This window comes from Fulvivirga lutimaris (genome assembly GCF_009711525.1).
Taxonomy (GTDB): domain Bacteria; phylum Bacteroidota; class Bacteroidia; order Cytophagales; family Cyclobacteriaceae; genus Fulvivirga; species Fulvivirga lutimaris.
In genome coordinates, this window is sequence record NZ_SMLV01000384.1 from 1 (window position 1) to 26345 (window position 26345).

Consider the following 26345-nt stretch of genomic DNA (forward strand, 5'->3'; position numbering starts at 1 on the left):
AAGTTCTTTATGTATGTAATTGGTGATGCACCAATCAAATCATTTTCACTTTGCCCAAACACTTTTTTAACGTGTAAGTCTGATAGCTCTGGCCTGCTCCCATTAAGAAAGGCATTGTTATAGTCTACTAAATCATAAGTGCCAGATATGGATATTATCCCTTTAAAAATTGATGGTTTCAAACCATACATATTCAAGTAAGAATTATCAAGACTTATTAGGGACGCCAGGTGTGCCCCTGATGAGTATCCGCCAATAAAAATATTATTTAGATCATATCCATATTCAATTGCATGATCATGAAGCCATTTTACGCTTGAAGCTATGTCTTCAATATGTTTTGGGTGTTGGATCCCCTTATCAAAATTGGGATTTTTCCAAGTAGCCGGACTTAATCTATGACCGATAGACGCAACTGCTATTCCAGCTTCACCCAGCTTTCTTGCAAGTGACATTTCCTGACTTCGATCAACATAAGACCATGCTCCACCTCCGATCCAAATCAGTAACGGAACGTTCTTTTGATTTTTAGGTAATGTCAAATTAAGTTTCTGGAGGCTATCATTTTCTAGACTTTCAGCATTTAAATATGAAAGGTTCATATACTCAATGACATTATTTTCCTGACCTTGAACACTGATTGAAATGCAAGGAAGAATTAGGAAAAGAAAGCGCATATATTTATTCATGACTATTTATCCCTTCCCTTTTTTATAGATTCAGGAACATTACATCCAGTTTTCTGACGGGTATCAGTGAGATGAAATATTTTCCAGCCTTCTTCATCTTTATTGAGCAAGAAGGCATCAACACCACAGTGACTAAAGTTCTTGCCAGCATAAAAAGCATAAGGTGACCAGACCATTGCAAGATTGCCATCAATCTCAATTTTTACATCCCAGATAGGCTCATCATAGATCACATCATGTGGTGTGCCGACAGCTGTTAAGAACTTTTGAAGTTCTCCTCTATGCAGCATGAGCTTGCCTTCGGCATTGTTTGATGAAGTGAAGATATCAGGATTGTCTCTAAAAACACTGTGTACCATACTGCTGTCTCCAGCACGCATGCCATCAAATAATTTAACTACTGTTTCAAATACAGCCAGCTTTTCATCGGTAAAAGGCTTCTTGATATCGTATTTGGCCTGAGCGCTTACTGTCATAGCAAAACATAATAAAAGTAGGGTTGATAGGTATTTCATAAAAATCTGTTTCTTTTCAATTTAAAGTTTGCTGTTGAACTATGATTATAATTTTATGCCAGTGGTATGAAATGGTCGGTCAACAAACTATCTGTACTTATCATGGAGCCCTTTCTTCTCCTTAATCATAGGAACAACCTTTTCTAATCTGGTTTTACGAGTTTCTTCCCTTTTTGCATCTCCTACATATTCAGCAAACTCTCGCCTGTAAGTCAAAGTTAAGCTATCAAATGCTTCACTTAATGCGCTATCCTGAGCCATTGCTTCCTTCAATTCATCAGGAATAATCAATGGCTTTTTTTGAGGTTTTATCTCCTTACCAGTTTTGAAATTCTCAACTGAGTTCAGTATATATTTTTTTATCAGCTCAGGATCAATCTCATCAATACTTTCAAACCGCCACTGCCTCATAGCCTGGGTTTTTCCTTCTTGTGCATTGATCAATTTTTTATGAGTGTCATTGATTAAAGCTCCTTGATAAAACCAAAGCCCGAAATAGCTCTTAAAAGCACTTAAACCTAATACATTTTTACCACCAGTAGTATATACAGGAATGCCCCATTTTATGGTCTCTTTTAGGTCACAATCCAACACAATCTTTCTTAGTGCTTTTAGCTCGTCACTGTAAGAATTATGTTTATTGAGATAGTCTGCAAACGTTTTAATCATAATTTTGAATTTGAAATACAATTTAAAAATTATCAGAGGATATACATAATATTTACAGCTTTGCGAACATCAACATTAATATGTTTGTTGAGTACCAAAGCAAGTTTCATATACTAATTCAAATGGCCTATTTTTGCGCCAGATTTTAATAAAAGCCATGCAGGAAATTAAGTTGAATACCATTGAAGAAGCCTTAGAAGATGTAAGGAATGGAAAAGTGATCATTGTAGTAGATGATGAGGATAGAGAAAATGAGGGAGACTTTATTTGTGCTGCAGAGTGCATTACTCCGGAAATTGTAAACTTCATGGCAACTCATGGTCGTGGTTTGATTTGCGTTCCGATTGTAGAGGAAAGGTGTGAAGAGCTGGGATTAGAGTTAATGGTGGGTAAAAATACTGCCGCATTTGAAACGCCTTTTACGGTTTCAGTAGACTTAATTGGTCATGGATGTACTACCGGTATTTCTGCTCACGACAGATTTAAAACCATAAAAGCATTGGCTGATCCTGAAATAAACCCTGATGAGCTTGGCAAGCCAGGTCATATATTTCCATTGCGTGCTAAAGAAGGAGGGGTGCTTAGGAGGGCCGGACATACAGAAGCAGCCATTGACTTTGCCAGGCTTGCCGGATTTAGGCCTGCAGGTGTGTTGGTTGAAATAATGAATGAAGATGGCACCATGGCCAGACTCCCTGACTTAGTGCATGTTGCCAAGAGATTTGATCTTAAGCTTGTTTCTATTCAAGACTTGATAAAATATCGTATCGAAAAGGAGAGTTTAATTACCAAGGAGGTTGATAATGTTCAAATGCCTACAGAGCACGGTGATTTCCAAATGCATGTTTATAAGCAGACAAACTCTGGCGAGAACCATATTGCACTAGTAAAGGGTACCTGGGAAAAGGATGAGCCTGTTATGGTTAGAGTTCACTCATCGTGTGTTACTGGTGATATTTTTGGCTCTTGCCGCTGTGATTGTGGCGGACAGCTACATGGTGCCATGGAAATGGTGGAGAAAGAAGGCAAGGGCGTTGTTATCTACATGAACCAAGAGGGCCGGGGAATAGGTCTTGTTAATAAATTAAAAGCTTACAAGCTTCAGGAAGAAGGAATGGATACTGTTGAGGCCAATTTGAAATTAGGTTTTGATATGGATCAACGTGATTATGGTGTAGGAGCTCAAATTCTTAGAGATTTAGGAATAAGAAAAATAAAATTGATATCTAATAATCCTAAGAAACGTGTAGGTTTGATTGGCTATGGTTTAGAAATTGTTGACAATATCGGCATAGAGATTGCACCAAATAAGCATAACCAATATTATCTCGAAACCAAAAGAGATAAGATGGGTCACCAAATTCTTAAAAAGTAATACGTGCTAAAAAGGCTCTTCATTCTCATATCTTTTTTTATTGCAGGCAATGCTACTGCTCAAGAGTTTCCCTCTGAAATTTGGCATGATGGTAAGATAGTTTTGCTGGAAGGAGATACATTATCCGGTCAGGTGAAATACAGCCAGGAAACTGATATAGTAGAATATAGTCGTGATAACCTAAAGACAGGAATAGCGCTGTCTGCTAAAAAGGTACTTTACTTTGAAATCTTTGATAGAACAATAAACAGATACCGTGAATTTTATGCACTGCCTTATGCGGTTAGTGGAGATTATGAAACGCCTTTGATGTTCGAAGTTATTGAGGCAGGAAGGCCCATGACTTTATTATGCCGTGAGAAAATTGAATATAAGGTGGTATCAAACCCTTATGCCATGGCGGGTACTTATAGCAGGCTTGAGTTAGACTTTACTTATTATTTTCTGAAAGAGGATGGAAAAATTCAACGGTATTTTGGATCAAAAAAGGATTTGATACATATGCTTAGAGATAGAAACTCTGAGATAAAGAAATATATGAAAGCTAATAGAATACGTCCTGATAGAAGAAGAGATATTGTTAGAGTGGTAGCGTATTATAATTCACTTTTCGAGAAGAAAGAAGACAAAAAAATAAAATGAGCAAACCCCTGATCCTAGTTTCTAATGATGATGGTATAACGTCAAAAGGTATTCGATTTCTTGTTGAGTTGATGAAGGAACTGGGGGATGTTGTGGTTGTAGCTCCTGATGGCCCGCAAAGCGGAATGGGACATGCCATAACCATTGGTAATACCCTAAGGCTAGAAGCGAGTGATATTTTTGGAGACATTAAATCTTTCGAATGTAGTGGAACGCCAGCAGACTGTGTAAAGATTGCCAAACACTTTGTTTTGAAAGATATTAGACCAGATTTGGTAGTTAGCGGTATTAATCATGGTAGCAATACTTCGATCAGTGTATTATACAGTGGCACTATGTCAGCGGCCATTGAAGGTGCAATGGAAGGTTTTCCAGCTATTGGTTTTTCATTGTGCGATTACTCAAGTGATGCTGATTTTTCTCATGTAGGCGAGTATGTTAAGCAGATAGCTCGAAACGTGTTGGAAAAGGGATTAACAAAAGGAGTGGCCTTAAATGTCAATTTTCCTCCCAAGCGCAATGAATCGATAAAGGGAATAAAGATTTGTCGTCAAGCTAATGCTAGCTGGCAAGAAGATTTTGATCAGCGCTTTGACCCCCATGGAAGAAGATATTTCTGGATGGCAGGTAACTTTGTTAATCATGACAAAGGTGAGGATAATGACGAGTGGGCCATTGCCAATAATTATGTGTCTGTCGTACCTTGTCAGTATGACTTAACTGCGCACCATGCCATTATTCACTTAAATGAAGAGTGGGACTTTTAGTAGAGACTAAAAGCGGTATTTGAAATATAAATTCACATATGGAGTGCTCTTGTCTGTGGTTCTTCCGTACCCTGGAATGGCATAAATATCAATGAATTCTTCCTTAGATCTTTCGTAGATGAACCTGACTCCAAACATTCCGCCAATAAGGATGTTGTCTGTCATTTTCTTTTCTGAACCAAAAACAAGTTCAAACCAATCTGCTTCTAAATTCTTACGTTCAAAACCGTCTGTGTAGTTAGGCCAATATTCGCTTTCTATCAGATAAGAACCTGAGTCTTCAAATTTTGATTGCCCGTATTTCACACCTGCAAAAAATGTGTTGGTATTATCAAAAGGGATGATGTAATTAATACCTACTCTCCAATAGCTTCCTTCTGATTTATACTCTCCATTTTCAATGGCGGTTGCGGGTTCAAGTGTAGCCATACCATATTGAAAGTTTGGCTGAACTCTAAAACCAAAAGTGTAAGCTACCCCTGCCTCAAATTTGGATTCGAACTCCGTGGCACGAAGTAAGAGTTTGCCATAGTCAAGATAAATTTGCGGACCTGACCTTACCACTATTTTCACAGACTCTACAGAGTCGGGTTGAGCTTTTTTTACAGCTGTCTGCGGCTTTGAATCTACTACTTCAGTAGAATCAGTCTGAGCCATGAGACTGCTCACACTAAGGCATAAAACTAGACTAAAAGTAAACTGTAAGTTGCGCATCGTGACTTAAACAATTTTTACATGAGACAGTTACAGAATCATAGCTGTGATAATTGACCCTTACTCCACGGGCTATAACCTTCAACTGATTTTCAACATATTGAAATTCCTGATCATAGACCAAATCAAGAGTATCCAGTCTGTTATAAATAATAATCGAATATCTACTAAGCGTATCATTACTATTTAAATACAAAGTGTGGAGTTTCTTAGCCTTAACATAAGGTGGAATACTGTTAATGCTTGATACTTCTGCCAGACCACTATTAACATTAGTAATTAAGGTGTTAAGTGTTTTTATTTCCTCATTAAGGGTTGATTTCACTTTATTAAGTGAATCTTTTTCTTCTAATAGGGCCCCTTTATTTGGGTCTGCATCAATAGCAGTAATACGGGCTTCAATTGTTGCAACAGAAGCACTCTTACTGCTTTTGGTAGCATTCAGCGATGCGAGACTATCGTTATCAATGAACCTGACAGAAGTTATAGCTTCAACACCTTCTAACTCTTCTTCCTCCTCGGCACAGCTCAACACTGCCAGAGAGATTAAAAAGATTGATATTATCAGATAACCTGCATTTTTCATTGGCCGCAAAAATAGAAAGATAATGGTTTAAAGTCCTATGTTCATAATTCAAAGTTAACGACACTTTGAGATAAGAATTGTTTAGTAGGGATCAACATCAAAAATGATGCGAGAAGATTTGAGATCCTTCTCCTCCAGAATCTCATTTGCAGCACTTTGGAGAATGCTTTTTACCTTTTTTAAATCAATTGTTCCGCGCTCAAGTTTGATAAGCAGTTCCATCAAATATTCGTTCCTTATTCGGTTAATAACAGGCTCTTGAGGCCCTAAAACTCGCTGTGCACCCAATTGCTCTATAAGTATGTTCGATAGCCTTTGTGCGGCCCTTCTTGATAGCTGAGCATCTTTATTCTTGATCATTACACTGATTAATCGAGTGAAAGGGGGAAATCTGTGAATCTCTCGCTCGTTAATTTCTCTTTCATAGAATGCAGTGAAATTGTTTTCTATAATGTCTTTAATAATTACTAAATCAGGAGCTTTTGACTGTATTACCACTTTGCCCTTCTTTTCTCTTCGTCCTGACCTGCCGCTTACCTGTGTAGCAAGCTGGAAAGTTCGCTCGTAAGATCTGAAATCAGGGAAGTGCAGCATTCTGTCAATATCAAAAATGCCCACCAGGTTTACATGATCAAAATCAAGACCCTTACTTACCATTTGGGTGCCCACGAGAATATCTATTTCCTTGTTTTCGAAGTCTTTTAAAATTCTCTCATAGCTATTTTTACTTCTGGTCGTGTCAAGATCCATTCGCTGTACCTTAGAATCAGGAAGCAACAAGGCAATTTCTTCTTCTAGCTTTTCGGTACCAATACCTATAGTTTGCAGCGATGTAGAACCACAAGCTTCACATGCATTGGGCATCTTCTCTTTATAACCGCAATAGTGACAGATCAGCTCTTTCTTGAATTGATGATAAGTAAGACTCACCGCACAGTTTGTGCACTTAGGAATATGGCTACACTGCTGACAACTTATATAAGGTGAGTATCCTCTTCTATTCTGAAAAATGATGGCTTGCTCATCATTGTCTAATGAGGCTTGCAGCTCTTTTAGAAGCACTGATGAAAACTCACCTTTGAGCAACTTTTTATTAGCTTCCTTAATCATATCAGCAACAATGAAGTCAGGGAGGGTGGCATTGCCATACCTCTTGTTTAATGTTACCAATCCATATTTTTCACTTTTAGCCTGATAAAATGACTCTAATGATGGTGTTGCTGAACCAAGTAGCACTTTGCAGTGATGTATTGAGGTCATGTAAAGTGCTACATCTCTTGCATTGTATCTCGGGGCTGGGTCATATTGCTTGTAAGACGACTCGTGCTCTTCATCAACTAAAATAAGTCCGAGGTTATCGAACGGCAGAAAAATTGATGAGCGCACACCAAGCACCAGTTGATATCTGCCGGATAGCACGCCATTCCATACTTCTACACGCTCATTGTCAGAAAACTTAGAATGATAAACACCCAGCTGATTGCCGAATACCTTTTTCAAACGGGTAACAATTTGCGTTGTAAGCGCAATTTCCGGTAACAGATAAAGCACCTGGGAACCACCAGCAAGAGCATCTTCTATTAGGCTAATGTATATCTCTGTTTTACCACTTCCGGTTATACCATGAAGCAGTACAGTATCTTTAGTCTTGAAATTTTCAATAATCTCAGACTTGGCATTCTCCTGAATCTCGGTAAGCTGTACAGGCTTGGTTTCTTGCTCATCGTCTGGGAAACGGGAAATGGTAATCTCAAATTCTTCTAAAATTCCATTTTTTGTAAGCGTCTTAATGGCTGATGCTGATAAGTCAGCAGCTATTGTACTTTTAGCGACACCCTGTTCATTTAGCTTTGTCTGTTTGTAGATCGGAATCTGCTGGAGGTAAAAGAGCAAAACTTCTTCTTGCTTCGGCTTTTTGGATAAGGCTTCAAAAACAGTTTCTAAAGCTCCTTCCTTTAAATATTCGCTATTAAGCCTGATTCTTTTCTCTTTCTTAGGCCTGTACTTTTCTCTTATCTCTTCATAAATAATTATGGCGTCTTTTTGCACTAATGACTTGAGAATAGAGAATATGTTTTTCTGCTGAAGTGCTTTGCCAATATCGCTATAGCTAAGGGATTCGTTTTTATTAAGGATCTCAATGAGTAGCTCTTCTTTGTCAGAAAAGTCATAAACAGACTCATACATGTCAAAATCTGGATGGATCTGCACATGTGATTCACTGCTAAGTTTTAGTCCTGAAGGTAAGGCTACATTTAATACCTCGCCTAAGGTGCACATGTAGTATTCGGCAATCCACTGGAACATCTTAAGCTGCTGCGGATAAACCACTGGCGATTGATCTAGGACATCAAGTATGTACTTGGCCTCATACTTTTCAGGTGGACGCTCATGTACTTTACCAATAATACCTGTAAGCACCTTTCTGTGCCCGAACTGAACAATAACCCTGACGCCAATCTGTAAAAACTCTTCAAGGTCAACAGGACAACGGTAGGTGAACATTTTTGGAATAGGAACAGGCAGAATTACATCCACAAAGTAAGTGTGACGTGCTTCTTCCGCGTTACTATTTAATTCCAGTTGGCTCAAGAAAGACTACTTTAGTTGTTTAAGGGCATCTTCAAAACTATTGACTGGCAATTTGCATGTTTTGTTGTAGCAAACATAAATCGTAGTCTTATCATTGAGTGTTGATTTATACTCCATTAAAGGCAGCTGACTTTCCGTAGTGGTACCCATTAATAATTTGAAAGGATAAAAATGTTGAGCAAACTTGGCTCTTATTTGTTCAACATCATTACCCACTATGGCTACCTCTGCATTTCCATAAGCCATCATTTCATATAGAATGGCCCAATTGTAAGTATAATTAGGCTCTTCCAAAACCAAAGAGGACATTGACGATAACATGTGCTTTGATTTTTTGAGATAGTCTTCATGGTCAAGGAGTGTACCCAAAACGTAAAGGTTAATGGCCATTTGAGAGTTTGAAGCTGGAATTACATTATCAAAAACTTCTTTCTTCCTGGCGATAAGAGCCTCAGATTCATTGTCAGTGAAATAGTAGAATTGCTCCTTGGCATCGAAGAAATTAGCATTGGCATAGCTCATTAAGTCATTAGCATGTCCGAGCCACTTTTCATCAAAAGTGGCCTGATAAAGTGATGTAAATGCCTGAATAACAAAAGCGTAATCTTCAAGATAGGCATCTATTGTAGCCTTATCATTTTTAAAAGTGCGCTTTAGCTGACCATCTATTATCATCTTGTCTACGATGAAATTAGCATTGGTAGAGGCAAGATTTAAGAACTCTTGTTCTCCAAAGGCTTCATATGCATCTACTAATCCTTGAATCATCAGGCCATTCCAGGACGCAAGCACCTTGTCATCTAAACCAGGACGCACGCGTTCTGTTCGTTTTGACAAAAGGAGACTGTTGGTCTCATTTATCAATTGATCAAGTTCCTCTAATGTTATTCCAGTATTGTCTGCAAACTCCTGATCTGAGAGCTTTTTGTGAAGTATGTTATTACCATGCTCCCAATTGCCTTCTTCAGAAATGTTATAATATGCTCCCATTATTTGAGCATTTTCCCCAACGACTTTATCAAACTCCTCTTTCGTCCATACGTAAAATTTGCCCTCAACGCCTTCACTATCGGCATCCAGTGCAGCATAAAAACCACCAGAGGCATCAGTCATTTCTCTTTTAAGCCAGTCTATTGTCTGATACACCACACTTTTGTAAAGTGGGCTTTTGGTTAATTTATAAGCATTGGAATATAAACTTACTAGCTGCCCATTGTCATAAAGCATTTTCTCGAAATGTGGAACAAGCCATTCGGCATCTACCGAGTAGCGTGCAAAGCCACCACCAGCCTGATCGTAAATTCCGCCTTTGGCAATTTCGTCCAGGGTTAATTCAAGCTGAGCAAGTGCTTTATCATTTTTAGAGATAGCATAATAATTCAAGAGAAATTGCCAGCTGCCGGGCATAGGAAACTTTGGAGCTCTATCCATGCCACCGAGTGTGGTGTTAAATCTTTTAGAAAGAACTGTATACATGCTGTCAATTTCACTCAATTGAAACTCTGATTTTTCAGGATTCAGGTTGTACTTTTCCAGATCGCTGGAGGACAGGGCATTTGTTAAAGTATTGGCTGCACCTTCCAACTCGCTCCGCCTTTCTCTAAAAGCCACTTCAATATTTTGCAAGAGCTGTGTCCAGCCAGAAGGCGGAAAATACGTGCCACCATAAAATGGCTTTTGGTCAGGCAGGAGAAAAACATTTAAAGGCCAACCACCATTGCCGCCCATTGCCTGCACAGCATCCATGTAGATTTGATCGACATCAGGACGTTCCTCACGGTCCACCTTAATGTTGATAAAGTACTTGTTCATGATCTCTGCAATGGAGTCATTTTCAAAAGACTCGCGTTCCATAACGTGGCACCAGTGGCACGATGAATAACCAATACTTACTAAGATTGGTTTATCTTCCTTTTTTGCTTTTTCTAAGGCTTCTTCACCCCAGGGATACCACTCTACAGGATTGTAGGCATGTTGAAGAAGGTAAGGACTTGTTTCATCAATAAGGTGATTAGGTGTTTTATGTTCAGTTTGCATGTCTGTTTCCTTGTTTCTAGAACAGTTAAAAGATAGGCCGATAAATAATAATATTATGGTGTTGCGCATCAATAGTAAAACTACCAAGTATTGAAGGTAAATGCTGTCAAGAGCCATTAATTTCTTAAGATATTTTCCATGAGTAGGAAATACAATAAACTCTATCGTCTCTTCGAAACCGAAACCAATGAAGTGAGAATTCTCCTTGATCCATTTGGACATTTATCGCCCTCAAATAGGGTTTCAAAATGACAATCATTCCAGGTATAATGCCCTGTTATATCAGCTGATTCCTTAGCGTTTCAAGCTCTTTAGAGAAAGAGATTTCTTGTGGCAGCGCCTCAATTCTTTTAATAGTCGCTTTAATAAACTGCTGATGCTTTTCTGAGTTTGGATTAAAAGGCCGATGTTGAATAGCGGCTTTTATTTTAGACCATTCTTTAATGAAGCTTTGAGTCTGGGCATTAAAATAGGTTGATGCAAACTTATTCCAGATATATTCTTCTGCTTCGGTAGAGGGGTGGAGCATATCTGATTTGTAGAATCTATAATCACGCAAGTCATCCATGACCAACTCATAAGAAGGGAAGTAATCCACATTATCATATTGGTTTTCCAAAGTATTGCAGGTCAGTCGTAGTGTTGATTTGCTAACACTATTTAAAGGGATAGTATCTTTGATATGTCTCACTGGGGAAACAGTAAGAATAATCTTCAGGTCAGGATTTAGATCAATGAGCCTTTGATAAGCCTCTTCAAAAGCTTCTAAAATCTGTTTTTGTGTCAGCAGCTTTTTAATGAAATTTTTGGCCGGTACCTTATGACAATTGGCTACTACTTCGGCCGTTGAAGTGGTTTCATATACGAAGGCTGTGCCGAAAGTAATAATCAGATAATGAGTTTTCTTCAGAAATGCATGAGTGTCATCAATGGACTTATTGATGGACGCAATGAGTTCATCCTTACTGGTTTTTGAAAATGAAGAATGGAAATCATAGTGAGCAAAAAGCTCATCATTTTCTACAATTTCAGATGATTTTGGACGCTCATTTTTGCAAGCATTTCCCAAAAGTTTAAAAATGCTGATGGGGTTATAAACCGTACCAAAAGGATTGGTCAGCACTTTCATTTTATGGTCTGAAAGTTTGCTGGCAATATTATCAGAGAAGCATGAACCTATGGTGAGTATAGGTGTATGAAGCCCTATCTTGTTGGTAGAAGGCTCAATATGCAACTCGGTGCGAAACATGTCTTAATTGAAATGGTAAAGGAAAACCAAAGTAGCTGTAAAAGCCGACTTCTTACTGTCTTTGATCTCCAATTCAATATCCAGTTGCGCTTTAGTAATGCCTCTCAAGTCCATAAGGGAAGCTAATTTAGCCTTAAGACGCACTTCACTATTAACAGTTACGGCCTGGTTAAATTTCATCTTCTCAATACCATAGTTGATCATCATTTTGGTATTTCTTATGTCTGCAATTTGCTTCCACAAATGAGGGGTGATGGATAGTGTTAAATATCCATGGGCGATGGTGCTGCCAAACTGGCTTTGTGAGGCACGTTCTGCATCGGTATGTATCCATTGATGGTCAAGCGTGGCATCTGCAAATAGGTTAATCTGGTCTTGGGTGATTTTGTGGTATTCAGAAACGCCCATTTCCTTACCTAACCATTCTTCAAATTCTTTATAGCTACTTATTACGATCATAATTCTTTTTTTGTGAAAGTAATAGGTGAGGGGAGTTGTTACAAGTTTTTATTGAGGAATGTTGGTGGCTAGGCTAAACTCAAAGCTTTTAAGCTTCGCTAATTCGCCAAGGAGGGTTTAACCTGTTCTCTCCACCATAAAATAATATCAGCTGATTTCCATCTAAATCTTTCAGTCGGGCTTCACGCCACAAATACCTTTTGTCAGTGGGCATTTCATCAAATTCAATTCCTTTCTCTGCTAGACTGGCTACATGAGTATCTAAATCTTCACATTCAAAATAAACATAAATTCCATCACCTGAAGGCAACTTTTCAACTTGGTGTAATGAAAAAGTGGAGTTACCATTAGGACATTCAAACCTTGCGTAATGAGGCAAAGCTTTTACAATCAATTTTAATCCGAGTTTCTGATAAAACGGTATCGACTTTGAAAGGTCTAAAGAGGGAACGGTAATTTGGTTTAAAGTCATTTAATCAATGTGTTTTGGTATGAACAAGAATAATATATTCCTCTTAAATTGCTTTCCAGCTTTTCTATCATTGGTAATTTATTGTCAATTCTTCTCATTAGGTTCAGGCACATCTCCCTTAGATACTCCCTTTTCATCTGCAATTTCTATTGCTCTGTCATAATCTTCAAAGTCAGCTTCAAGGCCATTTTGGCTAACACCCTTAATAGGGGTATATGATAATGATGCAAATAGTGGGAAATGATCAGACCCAATGGAAGGTAGTCGATGTATGGAATTTAGCGTGAAATGATCACTATGAAACAAGTGATCAAGTGGCCATCTAAGTATTGGATAGTTTGCATGAAAGGTATTGAACATACCTCTGCCTATACGCGGATCCAGTAAACCACTAATCTTACGGAACAATCTAGTTGTTGAAGACCATGCAACATCATTAAGATCACCTGCAACTATCACGGGTTGATTACTGTTTTTAACACTTCTTGCAACAATGATTAACTCCGCATCTCGCTCTGCTGACTCAGTGTTTTCTGTAGGACTAGGCGGTGCTGGATGCACAAAATGTATGCGAACCCTATCACCTGTTCTTAGTTCTAAGGACACGTGTATGGAAGGGACATCCTTTTCAACTAAAAATGAAATTTCCTGGTCATGCAGTGGCAATTTAGAATAGAGGTGCATGCCATAGAGGTTGTCAAGGGGGCATTTAACTGTAAATGGCATATCAGATTCTAATTCCTTAAGCTGATCTTGCCACCATTGATCAGATTCTAATGTTACAAGAACATCTGGCTGGTACTTTTTTACCAATTTTATTAAAGCCGTGGTGTTGCGATTTGGTGTAAGTACATTAGATGAAAGAATGCTTAGCGACTTTTCTGGATCGAATTTATTACAATATTGGACCTCTTTTGGCCATAAGGGGGTATAAGGTAAAATCCACCATAAATGCCAAATTAAACAAAGTGCAGTCGCAGAAATTAGAATTGAAGTAATTGGTAGTGGTTCGTTTAGAAAAAGAATAATGACCAGCAACAAGGCTGACGTAAAGATCAAAATTTGAAATCGGGGAAAGTCCATAGATCTAACAATCCAATGAGAATGTTTAGATAGGGGTAAAACCGTAGCCAGTAGGACTAGTACTGTGCATGTAATAATTACAATTAGCATATCAGACCTTCTGTTATTTAATTATGAAGTATTATCATTTCCATTAATAATAATATAATTTACTATTTGCTTACAAGATTACATTTGTTTTTCTGATTCAGAATATTCTAAAATTAGTGACCACAATAAACATCTCTTTGCACATCAAAGTTTTCTCCCTTCTCAAGTGTACACCAACGATGAGCCATTTTAAATTTTCATTTCTTTATTCTCCCGGCAAAGGCACATAGCTATCATCACCTTCTACTTTAGGAAATTGCTTGTCTCGCCATCGTTGCTTGTCTTCTTCTAATTTTTCTTTGCTGGTAGCTACAAAATTCCAATAGATGAACCGCTCTTCTTCAAAGGGTTGGCCGCCAAAAAGCAAAAGGTGTGAACCAGCCTTTATTTCTATGGCACATTGGTTATCAATTTTAGAAACCAGCATGTTGCCGGCCTCCACATGATGCTCACAGGCCTGTATGCTGCCTTCCACAATGCAAATTCCTATTTCGCCTTCTAGCTGCCCGTTGATGTCTAATGCGTAATCTTCATCAGTCTTGATTTCCACCATAAACAATTCGGAATGTACAGGTACAGGTGACTTTTTACCAAACCCCTCACCAGCCACCAGTCTAAATTCTGTTTTACCATCTTTCCAATGAGGCAGTTGATCGGCATCTACATGGTGAAAGGAAGGCTCCATATCTTCAAGGTGCTTAGGCAGTGCCACCCATATCTGATAACCATGAACCGTAGAGGTTTCAGCTATTCTTTTGTGTTCTGGAGTGCGCTCTGTATGAGTTACTCCTTTGCCGGCCGTCATCCAATTTACTGATCCGGGAGTAATCAACTGATCTGAGCCCACGCTGTCTTTATGAACAATCTCACCTTCAAGCATGTAGGTAAGAGTTGATAACCCAGTATGCGGATGTTGGTCTACATCCATATATTTTCCATTGCCAATGGTTGCCGGCCCCATGTGGTCAATAAAAATGAATGGACCTATCATTCTCTTTTTTCTAAAGGGAATAAGACGGCCTACCATAAAATCTCCGATGTCACGGCTGCGCTCTTCAATAATTAAATCTGTATTCGACATAAGTTTAAATTAGTTTGATACTACCACAATATTTTCACAATGGTTACAACTCCTATCAGTAGTATTAAAATTAATGAAAGCCTTTTAAAAGAATCTTGAGGGATAAATCTTAATATCTTTTTGCCTGCATAGGTGCCAACTATTCCTATAACAAAAAGGAAGGGTACATATATGAGGTCATGGTTATGGATGTATCCATTTTGATAATAGACAAAGGTTCTGGAGAAGTCTATCATAAAATCAATAAATGCAGAGGTGGCAATAAATACACTTTTTTCAAGACTGAAGGCTGCCATAGTAAGTCCTCTAATCGCACCTCCAGTGCCAAGTAATCCTGCAGAGAGCCCTGATAAGCTACCACCAATAATGGAGTTTCTTTTGCTGGCTTTAATAACAAGGTCTTTCTTAATAAGGAATAATAAACTTAGGGCTATTAAAAATATACCCAGGAATATTTCAAGAAATGAACTACTCACCATCTTAGACAGGTAGCCACCTATTATAACAAACAATACCGATGGTATGCCTATGTAAATCAGTAGGGTTTTATCGAGGCCTTTTTTAAAGAGGAATATTTTGCTCAGGTTGCTTGAGAGGTGAAATATCGCTGTTAGCCCCAGCACGGAGTAAAAATCAAAGTAGAAGTTACCAATAGGGACAAAGAATACCGAAGAGCCAAAGCCGCCAACAGTACCAATGATTTCGGCCATTAAGGCCAGTAATAAAAAGATGAAATTGATTTTCACTTAAGTTCTATATCTGAGTTTCATATAAAAATAATAAAAACCGTCATTCAGAGGCATTTGGGTATTGTAAATACACAAATACCGTAGGAATCTCATTAAACTATAATGAGGTCCTCACGCCCTCTTTTAAAAACATTATAATTGTAAGAGGGCTCAGGATGACGTTAAAAAAAGGTTTTTATTCTTTTTGGAAAGGTAGTGTTAAGAGAATCAATTAGTCATGACTTCCGTCATGTTAGTTGCTAACAATCCTCCAGTACACATTTCTCATCTTTAGTCTCAAATTCCAAGGTAGCGTGGTTGATGCCATAAGTTTTTAACTCTTTGTGTATTTTTTGTTTAAGTGGTACCAAAGCTTCCATTTGCAGGTTCTCTTGTGTTACTATGTGCACGGTTAGTACATTATATTGCCCATCCATAGACCAAATGTGTAAGTCATGAATGTTTTCTACACCATCAAGATCTTCCAAAAAGGATTTTATTTTCTTTTGATTGGTATCCTGCGGCACTCCTTGCATTATAATCTTAAATACTGATTTGAGGTTTTTAAAAACATTAAAAAGAATAAAACAGGCAATGCCCAGAGACAGGAGAGGATCAATAATAGGAAGATCATAAAAGTACATAACAATCGCTCCTATAAGGACGGCTACCCAGCCCAAAACATCTTCCAGTAGGTGCAGGCTAACTACTTTTTCATTAATAGATTCACCTTTCTTTAATCGAAATACCGCAGCACCATTGATAATTACACCCAATACGGCCAGCCAAATCATGCCCAGTGCATCCGGTGTTTGAGGATTGTAAATTCTGGGAATGGTCTCTGTTAAGATAAAGATGCTTCCGACAAACAAAATGACTGAGTTTACCAGCGCACCAACCAATGAAAAGCGCTTGTAGCCATAGGAGTATTTTTTGTCTTTATGTTTTTGCGACACTTTTTGAAAATACCAGGATAGTCCCAATGAAATGCTATCTCCAAGATCGTGGAGTGCATCAGATAAGATAGCCATACTATTGGTGAAAAGCCCACCAATGATCTCGATGATGGTAAATGCCAGATTGAGGAAGAAGGCAACTTTTATATTGCCTGTTCCATGATGGTTGTGATGATGGCCGTGGTCGTGATGATGCTCAGCCATATTTGCTATTTACTCAATTTAATAGATTCAGAATTGATACAATATCTCAGGCCTGAGGGTTTGGGTCCATCAGGAAACACGTGGCCTAAATGCCCATCGCAAACATTGCACATCACTTCAACACGAGTCATCCCAAAGGATTTATCTACCTCATACTTTATGGCATTATCTTTTATGGGTTCAGTAAAACTTGGCCACCCTGATGATGAATTGAACTTGATGGAAGAATCGAACAAAGGTTCACCGCAGCAAATGCATTCATATTTTCCTTCGTCATAAACATTGCAGAGTTCTCCTGTAAATGCTCTCTCTGTGCCCTTAAGCCTGGTTATTCTGTATTGTTCTGGAGTGAGTTGGTCTTTCCACTCTTGCTCAGTTTTTTTAACCTCTCTGCTAGGTGCTGGCGCCCCTTTTTTGGCATAATTAATTACGTCTTCCCAATTCATGATTGCTAATTTAGAAGATAACAGTGGCAATCACGAATTAGTTTTTATATGGCAGTAGCCCTTTAACTGAATTCTTGCAGGTCTGGCTCAAGATACTTTATTCTGGCTTCACTATCTGTAAAAACATTGAAGCTATAATGCTGGTATATCAACTCTTTGAAAGAATGAATTAACCTTGGATAAGTTTCTATTAATTCTTTAAAGCTTAAACCCTTCTGTTTATTCATAAAATGATTCATCATTCTAACAGCAGCTACAGTGATGGTCATATGAAACTTAGTACCATCACCGAAGTGTTGATCAAAGGCTTTAATCTGACCGCAGATGTTCTCTGCAGCCATAGATTGCCCATATTTTTTGATGTGAATATAAGCCAGCCTCAAATGAGCTTCATGAGTAAAAAGTGAAGGGTTGAGAATAAGGGAAGCAAATTCTGTTTCGAATTGCTGATCTGAGAGTTCAAAATGACTTTTCATTACTGTTTTGACTTTTTATAATTTGTAGCAATGTCTTTAAATAACAGCATATCTATTACTTGCCCAGATCCTCCATCATGGAAGCCAGCTTCACCTTGATAGTCCTTTGGGTTTTTGAAGGTTCCGAAAATGACATCGTAAATAGGGAAGTCCGAATAATTGTACTTATGTACACCCCTAGAATGATGAACGGCATGTTGCTCGGGTCTTTGAATTATATAACCTACCCATTGTGGCGTTTTGATATTTGCATGCTGGAATATACTTAGGAAATTAAGCGTGATTAACACAATGGTAATGGCTTCTGGAGAAAGGCCAATAATCAGTGCAAAGCATAGGCTACCCAATAATGTAAAACCTATCATATCCATTGGACTAAAGTAGTAGGTGCTAGGAATATCCAATTTTTCCGAACTATGGTGCATTTGATGAAAAACCTTCCACAAACGATCGGACTTATGCATAGCATAGTGCCAGAAGTACAGCAGAAACTGATAGAAGAATAGGCCGATCACAACTTGTAAAGCAGTGTTCAATGCTGATAGATCAACCACTTGAAAGCTTGCTAAATAGCCATCTGTAAATATTGGAAGATAGGAGCTTAAGTAAAAGAATACTCCAAAGGCGGCAATTCCTCTTAATGTTGCATATTTTATTTTTGGAAATTGCTGTCGAGGAAATGCGGATTCCCATATATACAGTGCTGCATATATGGCAATAATGATTAATGAAACGGGGTCCAGTAGTAATTCTAATGGTGTTGGTAATGATTCCATGTTTGTTGTTATTTGTTTACCCCATAGGCGTAAGTTTTGAACTTACAGTGGAAGTTTGCCTTTAATCCAGCACCATCCACTCAATCTTTTCTTCGGGTTGGTAGAGACATTCGGTTCCTGTTTTTATGGAATTTTTAAGGTGACGGGCTAATTCTGGGTGGGCTTCATTTATTTTTTTGATAGCACTTCTTATTCTCCAGGTTACAGCGGACCTTATTTTTTCTTGGCTACCACCAGTTTTTCTGGATTTACCACTTAACCCTATTGCTCCTGAAAGATATTCCAGCAAGGCATCGTATTCGTCTTCGAGCTTTACTAACAAGTCATTGTCAGATGATTCTTTGGCCTCATCAATCTGCAGCTGCAGGGTTCTCAGTCTTTGCTGATATTCGACTTTTGCTCTTTGATCAATCACATCAACTCCTTTTTCTGACACCTGTGATCCCATTAAATCCATGCTGGATATGGGAGTATTAGCATTTGATATAAGTTTAGCGATGTCATATAAGCCTTTAATACTTGGGATAATGATTTTTTTGTTTTGGTAGCTTATCTCCCAAATGTTATTATCAGCAATAAATAAATTGCCGCTAACTTTATCAGATTCATTGGAAATGTTAGAAACAGGTCTCTTGCCAATATATTCTATAAAAGAGTGCAATGGAGACCGTTTTTTAAATGGGTTAACTTCCAGAGTCCAGGAAGTTGCATCTAATTGTAAATCGCTGCTATTGGCGTTGATCTTACTTTCGAAATTCTCAAGATATTTCTGCCAGCATTTTTCTGCATTCTCAAGATCATTTAGGTGATAATAGGCAGCACCTAAGTAGGCAGGAAAGTCTACCCAGGCAGCTTCCTTTTTTAGCTGGCTCGCAAGTTCAATTGTCTTTTCAAATTGATTTAGTTCTAAATACAATAAAGCACCTAATGAGTAATATTCATCAGGGTTAAGTGGATTAAGAGCCAAGGCTTTGAGATATAACTTCTCAGCCTCTTTAATTTGACCAGCAAAAATCAAATTTGATGCGATCATGGCTAAGTTATCCGCATCATTGCTGTTGATCTGGACAGCTTTGAAAAGACAATACTCCGCTTTTTCATATTCCCTGAGGTAAATATAAGTTCTGCCAAGTACAGTTAGCGCTATATAATCATTTTCGTCTAGCTCTACTGCCTTCAATGCATAGTCATGCGCCCCTTCTTTACTAATTTGCCACCTGGACCATAGCTGGCAGCTCCACTCATTGAAATGAGAAAGTGATAAGCCGGTATATGCCCGGGCATAGGTTGGGTCAATTTTTAAGGCCTGTTCGAAGTATTCTCTGGCTTTCAGATCATTTTCAATACCACCTTTTTTAATTTCATTCATTCCCTTCAGCCATAGATCATAAGTCTCCAATTTTGAAGCCGGCTTTTTGGTGGCAGCCTGTAGCAGGTTGATATTAATCTGCTGCTCAATAACACTAACTATCTGCTGTGCTATGGTATCATAAAGTTCAAAAAGGCTTTCATATGTTTCTTCATGTTTACCTGCGAAAACCACACCGCGATCAGAAGCATTGATTAGCTGAATATTGAACCTTATTTTTTCATTGAATGATCGAAAGCTTCCTTTGATCAGATAATCGACATTTAAAGATTTAATGAGATCATAATTCTTGTCAGGGTCAAGCTGCGCAGTGGTATGCTGTGATATTACATTCAGCGTGTTAAATCTGGAAAGATCCACAATAAGATCGTCTACCAGACCCTGAAGAAAATAATTTAGTTCACCTTTTTCAGTAAGGTCTTGAAAGGGTAAAAGAGCAACTACAATTTTTTGTACCGCAACCTGATGCATGAAAATCTTTATTGGGAAAAGTAAAATTAATGAGCTTTAAGCTATATTCTACCAAGATTTTCAAAAAAGGTTGCCTAATGGAATTGGTTAGACATTTTATCAAAGGATTTTTTGGTGGTGATTCCTATTGGTCCGGCATAGATTCCTCCATCAAGACCTATATCCTCTACCAGTACTTCAATTAAATTTGGCCCGTCAGCCTTAAGCAGTACTCTTGGAATATAGTAGATCCGATATTGTGAGTATGACTTACTTGATCCAACCCTTCTGTTATCACGGGTTTGACCAGCCAGTTTCCCATTGATATAAACCTCATCGAAGTCATCGATTTTACCAAGGATTAGAATTAGCTCATCTTCATACATTTCTTTAGTTAGGGTAAAGGTTTTTCTATACCATGCATATCCATCATACCTTCTATAGCCCTGCTGCTCCCAATGTGCAGGAACTAGAATACGATCCCACTCAGTATCAGCTGATGGTTTACTGCCATTTCTGCTAATAGAAAAGTCCCAAATACCTCTGAGATCTAAATACATGGGAGTAATAGAAGAAACAGCATAGATGCCAACATCTCCATCTACTATACCTCCGGCTTGTGTTGCGTCATAGACACGTACTGCAATAGTGTTTGAGCCATTATAATCTATAAGGTATTTTGGGATCACGTACTTTCTTTCCGAGTTGAAAGCAGACTTGAACTGGGGGGGCATCGAACCCGAAAAACCTATTAGTTCACCATTAATATATACCTCGTCTGCATCATCTATATAGCCCAGATTGAGATAGAAGCTTTGGTCTTTGTCCAGCTTATTGCCGTCAAATTGAATTCTGTACCATGCAAATCCATCAAACCCATGATAGCCCTGATCTTCCCAAGGCCTTGAAACTCTAATCTCGTCCCATTTGCTATCATCAAAATATCTGTTAGACCAGTTGCGTTGATCACCAATCGCAAACTTCCAACGGCCGTTGAGGTCAATCAACTGGCCATTGGAGAGCTGCGAAAACATAACCATTAGGTATATAATTAAAAATGGTTTTCTCAATTGTATTTTAGTTTAAGGTTGAAAAGGTCAAACAAAATATTAGTTACCGCTTACAAGTATTGCATTATTTTCTTTTTCAAGTTTGGCAATACTGTTGCTTCTAGAAGTGTAGTTATTCCAGTACTCAGCCCAGATTTTGTCTTCTCTGTCAATGTTGAAAGCATAACCTGTAGACTTACCTGCAGTTTCTACAACTACTTTAAAGTCGCCAGTGCCTAATTTACGAAGATCATAATGTTTGATAAATCCTTTTTCGTATTTGTCGGCTTGAACCTTGTCTTTAAAAAGGAGGGCATTACCACTGTAAAATTTCACCGTTACTAATTCTTGATTCTCCCCGCTGTAAAGTAGACGTAAAAGTCCGCTTTCGTGATGTGGTAATACCCTAACCTCTGAATTGTTGTTAATGGTTTGAGCAAATGAGAACGTACTTGCCAATACTATGGCTAATGTTGCTAAAATTGTTTTTTGAGTTTTCATGACGTTGTTGTTTTGTGTTTTTAATTATCGATTACAATGCAAAAAACGGGAGGAGGCATGTCAATGATGTCACACCTCGGTAAAGGTTTGTAACAAATTGTAACAAGTCATGTAAAGTGTGTGAAAATCAGGTTAGAAGCTTATAACCTACGCCATGAACAGTAAGAATGACCTTAGGATGGTTGTGATCTTCTTCAATTTTTTGGCGTAAGCGTGCAATAAAATTGTCCACAGTTCTTGTGGTAGGCTGCTCATCATAACCCCAGATTTTTTCTAAAAGGTCGTATCTGGAAACAACCTTGTTCTTATTCTCATACAAGTATTTAAGGATCTCAAACTCCTTATGTGATAATTTTATGTCATCATCATCTATTGAGCTCACACTGTAGGCATCAAACTGAATGGTGAGTTTACCAAAGCTTATACTTTCATCTTTTTTAGAAAGTGCACCTGTGCGCCTTAGGTTCGCCTTGATGCGAGCTAGTAGCTCTCTTACACTAAAGGGCTTGGTCATATAGTCATCCGCACCTAATTCCAGACCTACCACCTTATCAATTTCCTCGCCACGGGCTGTCAGAAGTATAATAGGTGTATCTATGCCTTTTGCTCTGGCGTTTTTACAAACGTCAAACCCACTCATATTAGGAAGCATAACATCAAGTAGCACAAGGTCGAATTGGTTGGAAAGAATTTTATCAAGACCTGCCTGCCCTTCAGAAGCGATGGTTACATTGTAACCTTCAAACTGCAGGTTATCCTTAAGTCCTAGCTGCATTGCAGGTTCATCTTCTACAATAAGAATGTTTGCCATAATAGTTTAAGATACAGGTAAATGAATAATAAAAGTAGAACCTTTTCCTTCATCACTTTTCACTTCTATCTTACCACGATGAAGGTCAACAATTTGTTTCACTAATGCCAAACCAAGTCCCGTCCCTTGCTTTTTAGCCAGGTCACCTGTTGGTGCACGATAAAACTTTTCGAAAATCTGCTTCTGAATATTTTTTGGAATACCAACCCCGCTATCTTTAACCGACAATAAGGCAAAACCCTGAGATTGTGATATGGCAACTTCTATTTGTTTGTCATTTTCACTGTACTTAATGGCATTGTCAATAAGGTTGATTACAACTTCCATTATAGACTCTTTATCACCATTGATTGCTACTTCTTCATCAGTGTGGGAGATAAGGGTGAAACCCTGCTGTTGCAAATGAAACTCGTAAGTGTTTAACACCTCATTTACCAATTCTGTCAGGCTCATTGGCTTGAAGTTCAGCTCTTTTTTGCTGGCATCCATCTGGCTGAAGTTGAGTATTTTATTTACAATATTGGTTAGTCGCTGAGTTTCTTTGCTGATAATAGAATAGTATTCATTTTTCTTTTCCTCACTGGGCACACGGCCCATTTCTAATGTTTCAGCAAACATGCTGATGAGCGCCAACGGTGTCCGTATCTCATGGGAGACATTTGATATAAATTCAGATTTATTTTGAGCGAGTTGCACTTCTTTCTTCACATTTCTAAACACTAAAACCACTCCAAGGATCAATATAAGGTCTAAAGAAAGAATAAGGTACAGGTTGGTGGTTGTCCTCTCACTAATAATGGTTTCAATGGAGGTTCCTTTGGTACCTATTCCTAAATAATAGTTAGGTAGCAGCCATAAATCTTTAATCATTATTTCCTGAACCTGCGCCTGATAAGAAGAGTCATAAGTGGCGTAAACTACGCGCCCAACATCAACACGCCCTGCAGAAATGGCAAATTTATCCTGAGCAATTTGTTGCAGTTTAGGCCCGAGTATGTCTTCGATGAAAAAGGCAGGGTTAACCACAATACCAATTATCTGCGCTTCTTCAGGTCGTTTTTTTGGTTTGAACATTAAGGCTACATAATCCTCAACGGTGTTTAGTCTTAGAGCCTCTACCTTCTGAAACCCACTTTTTTCAAATTCGATCAGCTGTTTAATAATGGGCTTGCTGTTTTCAACAATGGGGTAGGCCCCTGCAAGTTCCACAGAATCGTCAGGAATGTTTTTACTAAACCACTCGAGCTTCTTACTTAATGTGTCGTATTTAAAAATATTAATAATCGATTCATTAAGCAGCATTAGATTTTTAACTTCCTTGACCGCCTCTTCATTGCTATCAATTTCAATTCCTTTTTCGATCTTAGAAATCCAGCTGTTTAAAATATCATCTGAATATTGATTGGCAGAAAACAGAATCGCCTCTAGTTGCTTTTCATAAATCTCCTTAATTGTTGCCTCATCTCGATTAAGGGTGGTTATTTCGTAGGCAGAGAAGAATAGGGCTGGTAGTAGAAATATCAGCAACAGAATCAGACCTATTCTTCTCGTAGTGTTCATTGTCCTTTATGAATTGAAATCGCCTTTATGTTCAATGGCTTGAAGTACATGAGCATAATGATGCCTGCAGTGCCATGCATACATACCAATTGTAAATTTCAGATTAAAGGTTTTGCCGTGCTCTGGGTGAATATAGGTTCTAGCTAATTCATCCTCAGTTAAGTTGGTAATTATTGTAGTCCATTTTTTGTGGAGCCCAGTTAGTATTTGTAATGAATCATCAATGTCATTTTGCACATCGGATAACTTGGCCCAGAGGTGCTCCAGATAAGGCTTGATAGTTGGATTGTCTTCGGTTAATGCCAGTTTAAATCTTATGATAGCGTTCAAGTGACTATCAGCGCAATGGTGCACTACTTGTCTGATAGTCCAGCCGTCAGGTCTGTAATGCCATTCCAATTGCTCCTCACTTAAACCTTTTACAACTGCTGCGAGCTTCTCCGGAAAGGTTGTGATATCATTGATCCATTCTTTTTTTAATTGATCACTAACAGTATCAGGGTAGTGATATTTTCCTACAGGGTAACGTAGAGCTTCTAAATCCATATTTTATGAGTTTGATAATTCAATGAGCTTTTTAACGGTATTTCTATTGCGCGTAGTTGCAGTTACCTTCAATTTTTTTTCAAGGGCGTTGTTACTCAACTTAGCTTTACCAGCACCTAGCTGAAAGTAGAAGTATATGACCTTATTACCTAATTGAAATCCTTCATTCGGATAATCAGCAGCGTTGATCACCGAATTAATATCAACCTCTGGATCAGCATATAGAAACATGAAATACTGCTTTTTATCATCTTCCTTGTCATATGGATTGTTATCTAAGACTTGTTTCAAATAATCAGGTTGAATGGCAAGCACAGGCACATCAAACCCAAATTGCGTTTGAATAAGTTTATGAATGGCTTCTTCAACCTCTTGAGCTCCTAGCTTGCTTGATAAAACTATGTTGCCACTTTGGATATAAGTTACCACATCAGCAAAATCTTCTGAACTTTGGAGTGCTGTTTTTAAATCTGCCATTTTTATAATGTTAGAACCACTAACATTAACACCTCTAAGAAGGATGATGTATCTATTCATTATAACTCTATGGTTTGTTTGATAAGCATATTGTTACTCATATAACCTGGTGCAAATATATGGTCTGATGGCAGATCATGAATAAATAAGCTTTTATCAATCCCCATTTTTGATTCTATAAATATCGCACTTAAGTGATCTTCGGAAGACTCTATTTTGATGGTACAGCCATTTGACTGCGGACCAAAATAGTTTAGATAAATGATGTTAGAGCCGCTGACTTCTCTATCGTCTACCTTTAAAATACTTCCCTCATCTAAAATCAATTCAAAGGATGTCACTCCTTTGCCGGGAATCACTTTGACTTCAAGGCTTCTAGTTTCATTGATAGTTGTGTCAGAAATTATTTCAATATTACCACTATTATAAGAAATTGAAGGGGCCTTTTCTTTCCAGTATTCACTGGTTGAAGCAGGGTATATCTCATTAATGCTGCCTTTTTCATTACTGCTTATATATTGAGAAATGAATTCATCTTTAGTTTCTTGTCGTGAAAACCAAAAGGCCTTTTCTGCGTCTAAATCTACCCCATAAAATAGAGAAGTTTGCTGAGGGTACTCATCAGAAGGAGAGGAGGTAAGTTGTCCTATGAATAATGATAATGCTACCATGAATACACCCAATATCAGGATGAAGTAAGTGTTAAGCTGAGCCCAACACTTCATTAAAGGCACTAAATAAGGAATAAGGATCAGCACAAAAAATGCTGAAGCATATGGTATTGAGAAACTAAAGACCACAAAGAGGAAATAAACAAAAGGCACCCAGAGCAGTAATGGAATAACAATGATTAAGAATGGAGCATTTGAATCTTCAGCTTTTTGTTTCAAACAAGAAAGCAGAATAATAATGCAATTGACTATTAAAGGCACATAAAGTATAAAGGCACCTGTGGGCACAAATATCTTAAGTACAA

Annotated in this window: 28 protein-coding genes; 3 read left to right on the forward strand and 25 right to left on the reverse strand. The window is 38.1% G+C overall.

Going from position 1 to position 26345, the window contains the following annotated elements:
• From E1140_RS11755 to E1140_RS11765, 3 genes are all read right to left on the reverse strand, one after another.
• Nucleotides 1–689: alpha/beta hydrolase (locus tag E1140_RS11755; protein WP_155183638.1), on the reverse strand; the 689-nt coding region annotated here is incomplete at its 3' end.
• 2 nt (nt 690–691) lie between these two features.
• Nucleotides 692–1204 (reverse strand): hypothetical protein, encoded by a 513-nt coding sequence (locus E1140_RS11760; RefSeq protein ID WP_155183641.1) that lies wholly within the window; start codon nt 1202–1204, stop codon nt 692–694.
• A gap of 87 nt (nt 1205–1291) precedes the next feature.
• The gene (locus E1140_RS11765; protein ID WP_155183645.1) at nt 1292–1873 is read right to left on the reverse strand and encodes a YdeI/OmpD-associated family protein; all 582 of its coding nucleotides are present in this window, start codon (nt 1871–1873) and stop codon (nt 1292–1294) included.
• Between the two features lie 157 nt (nt 1874–2030).
• Here E1140_RS11765 and E1140_RS11770 point away from each other — a divergent pair, with 157 nt between their 5' ends.
• From E1140_RS11770 to surE, 3 genes are read left to right on the forward strand one after another with little or no spacing between them, the layout of a single operon-like run.
• Nucleotides 2031–3248, forward strand: coding sequence for a bifunctional 3,4-dihydroxy-2-butanone-4-phosphate synthase/GTP cyclohydrolase II (locus E1140_RS11770; RefSeq protein ID WP_155183708.1), 1218 nt, complete (start codon nt 2031–2033; stop codon nt 3246–3248).
• Nucleotides 3249–3251: 3 nt separating this feature from the next.
• Entirely contained in the window at nt 3252–3890 is a 639-nt protein-coding gene (locus tag E1140_RS11775) for a hypothetical protein (protein ID WP_155183648.1), read from the forward strand.
• A complete protein-coding gene (surE, locus tag E1140_RS11780) occupies nt 3887–4657 on the forward strand; it encodes a 5'/3'-nucleotidase SurE (protein ID WP_155183651.1) in 771 nt (256 codons plus the stop codon). The genes E1140_RS11775 and surE overlap by 4 nt, the downstream gene beginning before the upstream one ends.
• A 6-nt stretch (nt 4658–4663) precedes the next feature.
• Here the strand turns inward: surE and E1140_RS11785 are convergent, their stop codons facing one another.
• The 22 genes from E1140_RS11785 to E1140_RS21485 form a co-directional block, all read right to left on the reverse strand.
• Nucleotides 4664–5326 (reverse strand): DUF6048 family protein, encoded by a 663-nt coding sequence (locus E1140_RS11785; protein WP_221412685.1) that lies wholly within the window; start codon nt 5324–5326, stop codon nt 4664–4666.
• 19 nt (nt 5327–5345) lie between these two features.
• Nucleotides 5346–5957 (reverse strand): hypothetical protein, encoded by a 612-nt coding sequence (locus E1140_RS11790; RefSeq protein ID WP_155183658.1) that lies wholly within the window; start codon nt 5955–5957, stop codon nt 5346–5348.
• A gap of 81 nt (nt 5958–6038) precedes the next feature.
• Nucleotides 6039–8549: a replication restart helicase PriA gene (priA, locus tag E1140_RS11795; protein WP_185153545.1), complete on the reverse strand. Its 2511-nt coding sequence runs from the start codon at nt 8547–8549 to the stop codon at nt 6039–6041.
• Nucleotides 8550–8555: 6 nt separating this feature from the next.
• Nucleotides 8556–10808, reverse strand: coding sequence for a thioredoxin domain-containing protein (locus tag E1140_RS11800; RefSeq protein WP_343034236.1), 2253 nt, complete (start codon nt 10806–10808; stop codon nt 8556–8558).
• A 55-nt stretch (nt 10809–10863) separates the two neighbouring features.
• A complete protein-coding gene (locus E1140_RS11805; protein ID WP_155183661.1) occupies nt 10864–11835 on the reverse strand; it encodes a GSCFA domain-containing protein in 972 nt (323 codons plus the stop codon).
• Between the two features lie 3 nt (nt 11836–11838).
• The gene (locus E1140_RS11810) at nt 11839–12294 is read right to left on the reverse strand and encodes a MaoC family dehydratase (RefSeq protein WP_155183663.1); all 456 of its coding nucleotides are present in this window, start codon (nt 12292–12294) and stop codon (nt 11839–11841) included.
• A gap of 88 nt (nt 12295–12382) precedes the next feature.
• Nucleotides 12383–12766: a VOC family protein gene (locus tag E1140_RS11815; protein WP_155183666.1), complete on the reverse strand. Its 384-nt coding sequence runs from the start codon at nt 12764–12766 to the stop codon at nt 12383–12385.
• Between the two features lie 84 nt (nt 12767–12850).
• Nucleotides 12851–13825: an endonuclease/exonuclease/phosphatase family protein gene (locus tag E1140_RS11820; RefSeq protein ID WP_246202851.1), complete on the reverse strand. Its 975-nt coding sequence runs from the start codon at nt 13823–13825 to the stop codon at nt 12851–12853.
• A gap of 319 nt (nt 13826–14144) precedes the next feature.
• Nucleotides 14145–15020, reverse strand: coding sequence for a pirin family protein (locus tag E1140_RS11825; RefSeq protein WP_155183672.1), 876 nt, complete (start codon nt 15018–15020; stop codon nt 14145–14147).
• Nucleotides 15021–15040: 20 nt separating this feature from the next.
• Nucleotides 15041–15766 carry a sulfite exporter TauE/SafE family protein gene (locus tag E1140_RS11830; RefSeq protein WP_343034238.1) on the reverse strand — a complete coding sequence of 242 codons (726 nt, stop codon included), beginning with the start codon at nt 15764–15766 and terminating at the stop codon, nt 15041–15043.
• A gap of 242 nt (nt 15767–16008) precedes the next feature.
• A complete protein-coding gene (locus tag E1140_RS11835) occupies nt 16009–16908 on the reverse strand; it encodes a cation diffusion facilitator family transporter (protein ID WP_155183679.1) in 900 nt (299 codons plus the stop codon).
• 5 nt (nt 16909–16913) lie between these two features.
• Entirely contained in the window at nt 16914–17354 is a 441-nt protein-coding gene (gene msrB, locus E1140_RS11840) for a peptide-methionine (R)-S-oxide reductase MsrB (RefSeq protein ID WP_155183683.1), read from the reverse strand.
• A gap of 62 nt (nt 17355–17416) precedes the next feature.
• Nucleotides 17417–17830 (reverse strand): hypothetical protein, encoded by a 414-nt coding sequence (locus E1140_RS11845; protein WP_155183685.1) that lies wholly within the window; start codon nt 17828–17830, stop codon nt 17417–17419.
• Complete coding sequence (locus E1140_RS11850) at nt 17830–18606, reverse strand: sterol desaturase family protein (protein ID WP_155183688.1); 777 nt, start codon at nt 18604–18606, stop codon at nt 17830–17832. Before E1140_RS11850 ends, E1140_RS11845 begins: the two co-directional genes overlap by 1 nt.
• 61 nt (nt 18607–18667) lie before the next feature.
• Nucleotides 18668–20446, reverse strand: coding sequence for a tetratricopeptide repeat protein (locus tag E1140_RS11855; RefSeq protein WP_155183691.1), 1779 nt, complete (start codon nt 20444–20446; stop codon nt 18668–18670).
• A 74-nt stretch (nt 20447–20520) separates the two neighbouring features.
• On the reverse strand, nt 20521–21495 hold the full coding sequence (locus E1140_RS11860; protein WP_155183694.1) for a beta galactosidase jelly roll domain-containing protein: 975 nt from the start codon (nt 21493–21495) through the stop codon (nt 20521–20523).
• A gap of 39 nt (nt 21496–21534) precedes the next feature.
• Nucleotides 21535–21975, reverse strand: coding sequence for a hypothetical protein (locus tag E1140_RS11865; protein WP_155183696.1), 441 nt, complete (start codon nt 21973–21975; stop codon nt 21535–21537).
• A 127-nt stretch (nt 21976–22102) separates the two neighbouring features.
• Entirely contained in the window at nt 22103–22786 is a 684-nt protein-coding gene (locus E1140_RS11870) for a response regulator transcription factor (RefSeq protein WP_155183699.1), read from the reverse strand.
• A gap of 6 nt (nt 22787–22792) precedes the next feature.
• Entirely contained in the window at nt 22793–24346 is a 1554-nt protein-coding gene (locus E1140_RS11875; protein ID WP_155183702.1) for a sensor histidine kinase, read from the reverse strand.
• Between the two features lie 6 nt (nt 24347–24352).
• On the reverse strand, nt 24353–24892 hold the full coding sequence (locus tag E1140_RS11880) for a YfiT family bacillithiol transferase (RefSeq protein ID WP_155183705.1): 540 nt from the start codon (nt 24890–24892) through the stop codon (nt 24353–24355).
• Between the two features lie 3 nt (nt 24893–24895).
• Nucleotides 24896–25429 carry a DUF1697 domain-containing protein gene (locus E1140_RS11885; RefSeq protein WP_185153546.1) on the reverse strand — a complete coding sequence of 178 codons (534 nt, stop codon included), beginning with the start codon at nt 25427–25429 and terminating at the stop codon, nt 24896–24898.
• On the reverse strand, nt 25429–26345 hold a 917-nt coding region (locus tag E1140_RS21485; RefSeq protein ID WP_185153547.1), incomplete at its 5' end, for a hypothetical protein. The genes E1140_RS11885 and E1140_RS21485, both read right to left, overlap by 1 nt.

Coding starts and splice junctions, on each gene's coding strand:
- E1140_RS11760 (WP_155183641.1), bottom strand. CDS start 1,204: ATGAAATACCTATCAACCCTACTTTTATTATGTTTTGCTATGACAGTA.
- E1140_RS11765 (WP_155183645.1), bottom strand. CDS start 1,873: ATGATTAAAACGTTTGCAGACTATCTCAATAAACATAATTCTTACAGT.
- E1140_RS11770 (WP_155183708.1), top strand. CDS start 2,031: ATGCAGGAAATTAAGTTGAATACCATTGAAGAAGCCTTAGAAGATGTA.
- surE (WP_155183651.1), top strand. CDS start 3,887: ATGAGCAAACCCCTGATCCTAGTTTCTAATGATGATGGTATAACGTCA.
- E1140_RS11790 (WP_155183658.1), bottom strand. CDS start 5,957: ATGAAAAATGCAGGTTATCTGATAATATCAATCTTTTTAATCTCTCTG.
- E1140_RS11800 (WP_343034236.1), bottom strand. CDS start 10,808: ATGTCCAAATGGATCAAGGAGAATTCTCACTTCATTGGTTTCGGTTTC.
- E1140_RS11805 (WP_155183661.1), bottom strand. CDS start 11,835: ATGTTTCGCACCGAGTTGCATATTGAGCCTTCTACCAACAAGATAGGG.
- E1140_RS11810 (WP_155183663.1), bottom strand. CDS start 12,294: ATGATCGTAATAAGTAGCTATAAAGAATTTGAAGAATGGTTAGGTAAG.
- E1140_RS11815 (WP_155183666.1), bottom strand. CDS start 12,766: ATGACTTTAAACCAAATTACCGTTCCCTCTTTAGACCTTTCAAAGTCG.
- E1140_RS11825 (WP_155183672.1), bottom strand. CDS start 15,020: ATGTCGAATACAGATTTAATTATTGAAGAGCGCAGCCGTGACATCGGA.
- E1140_RS11835 (WP_155183679.1), bottom strand. CDS start 16,908: ATGGCTGAGCATCATCACGACCACGGCCATCATCACAACCATCATGGA.
- msrB (WP_155183683.1), bottom strand. CDS start 17,354: ATGAATTGGGAAGACGTAATTAATTATGCCAAAAAAGGGGCGCCAGCA.
- E1140_RS11845 (WP_155183685.1), bottom strand. CDS start 17,830: ATGAAAAGTCATTTTGAACTCTCAGATCAGCAATTCGAAACAGAATTT.
- E1140_RS11850 (WP_155183688.1), bottom strand. CDS start 18,606: ATGGAATCATTACCAACACCATTAGAATTACTACTGGACCCCGTTTCA.
- E1140_RS11855 (WP_155183691.1), bottom strand. CDS start 20,446: ATGCATCAGGTTGCGGTACAAAAAATTGTAGTTGCTCTTTTACCCTTT.
- E1140_RS11865 (WP_155183696.1), bottom strand. CDS start 21,975: ATGAAAACTCAAAAAACAATTTTAGCAACATTAGCCATAGTATTGGCA.
- E1140_RS11870 (WP_155183699.1), bottom strand. CDS start 22,786: ATGGCAAACATTCTTATTGTAGAAGATGAACCTGCAATGCAGCTAGGA.
- E1140_RS11875 (WP_155183702.1), bottom strand. CDS start 24,346: ATGAACACTACGAGAAGAATAGGTCTGATTCTGTTGCTGATATTTCTA.
- E1140_RS11880 (WP_155183705.1), bottom strand. CDS start 24,892: ATGGATTTAGAAGCTCTACGTTACCCTGTAGGAAAATATCACTACCCT.
- E1140_RS11885 (WP_185153546.1), bottom strand. CDS start 25,429: ATGAATAGATACATCATCCTTCTTAGAGGTGTTAATGTTAGTGGTTCT.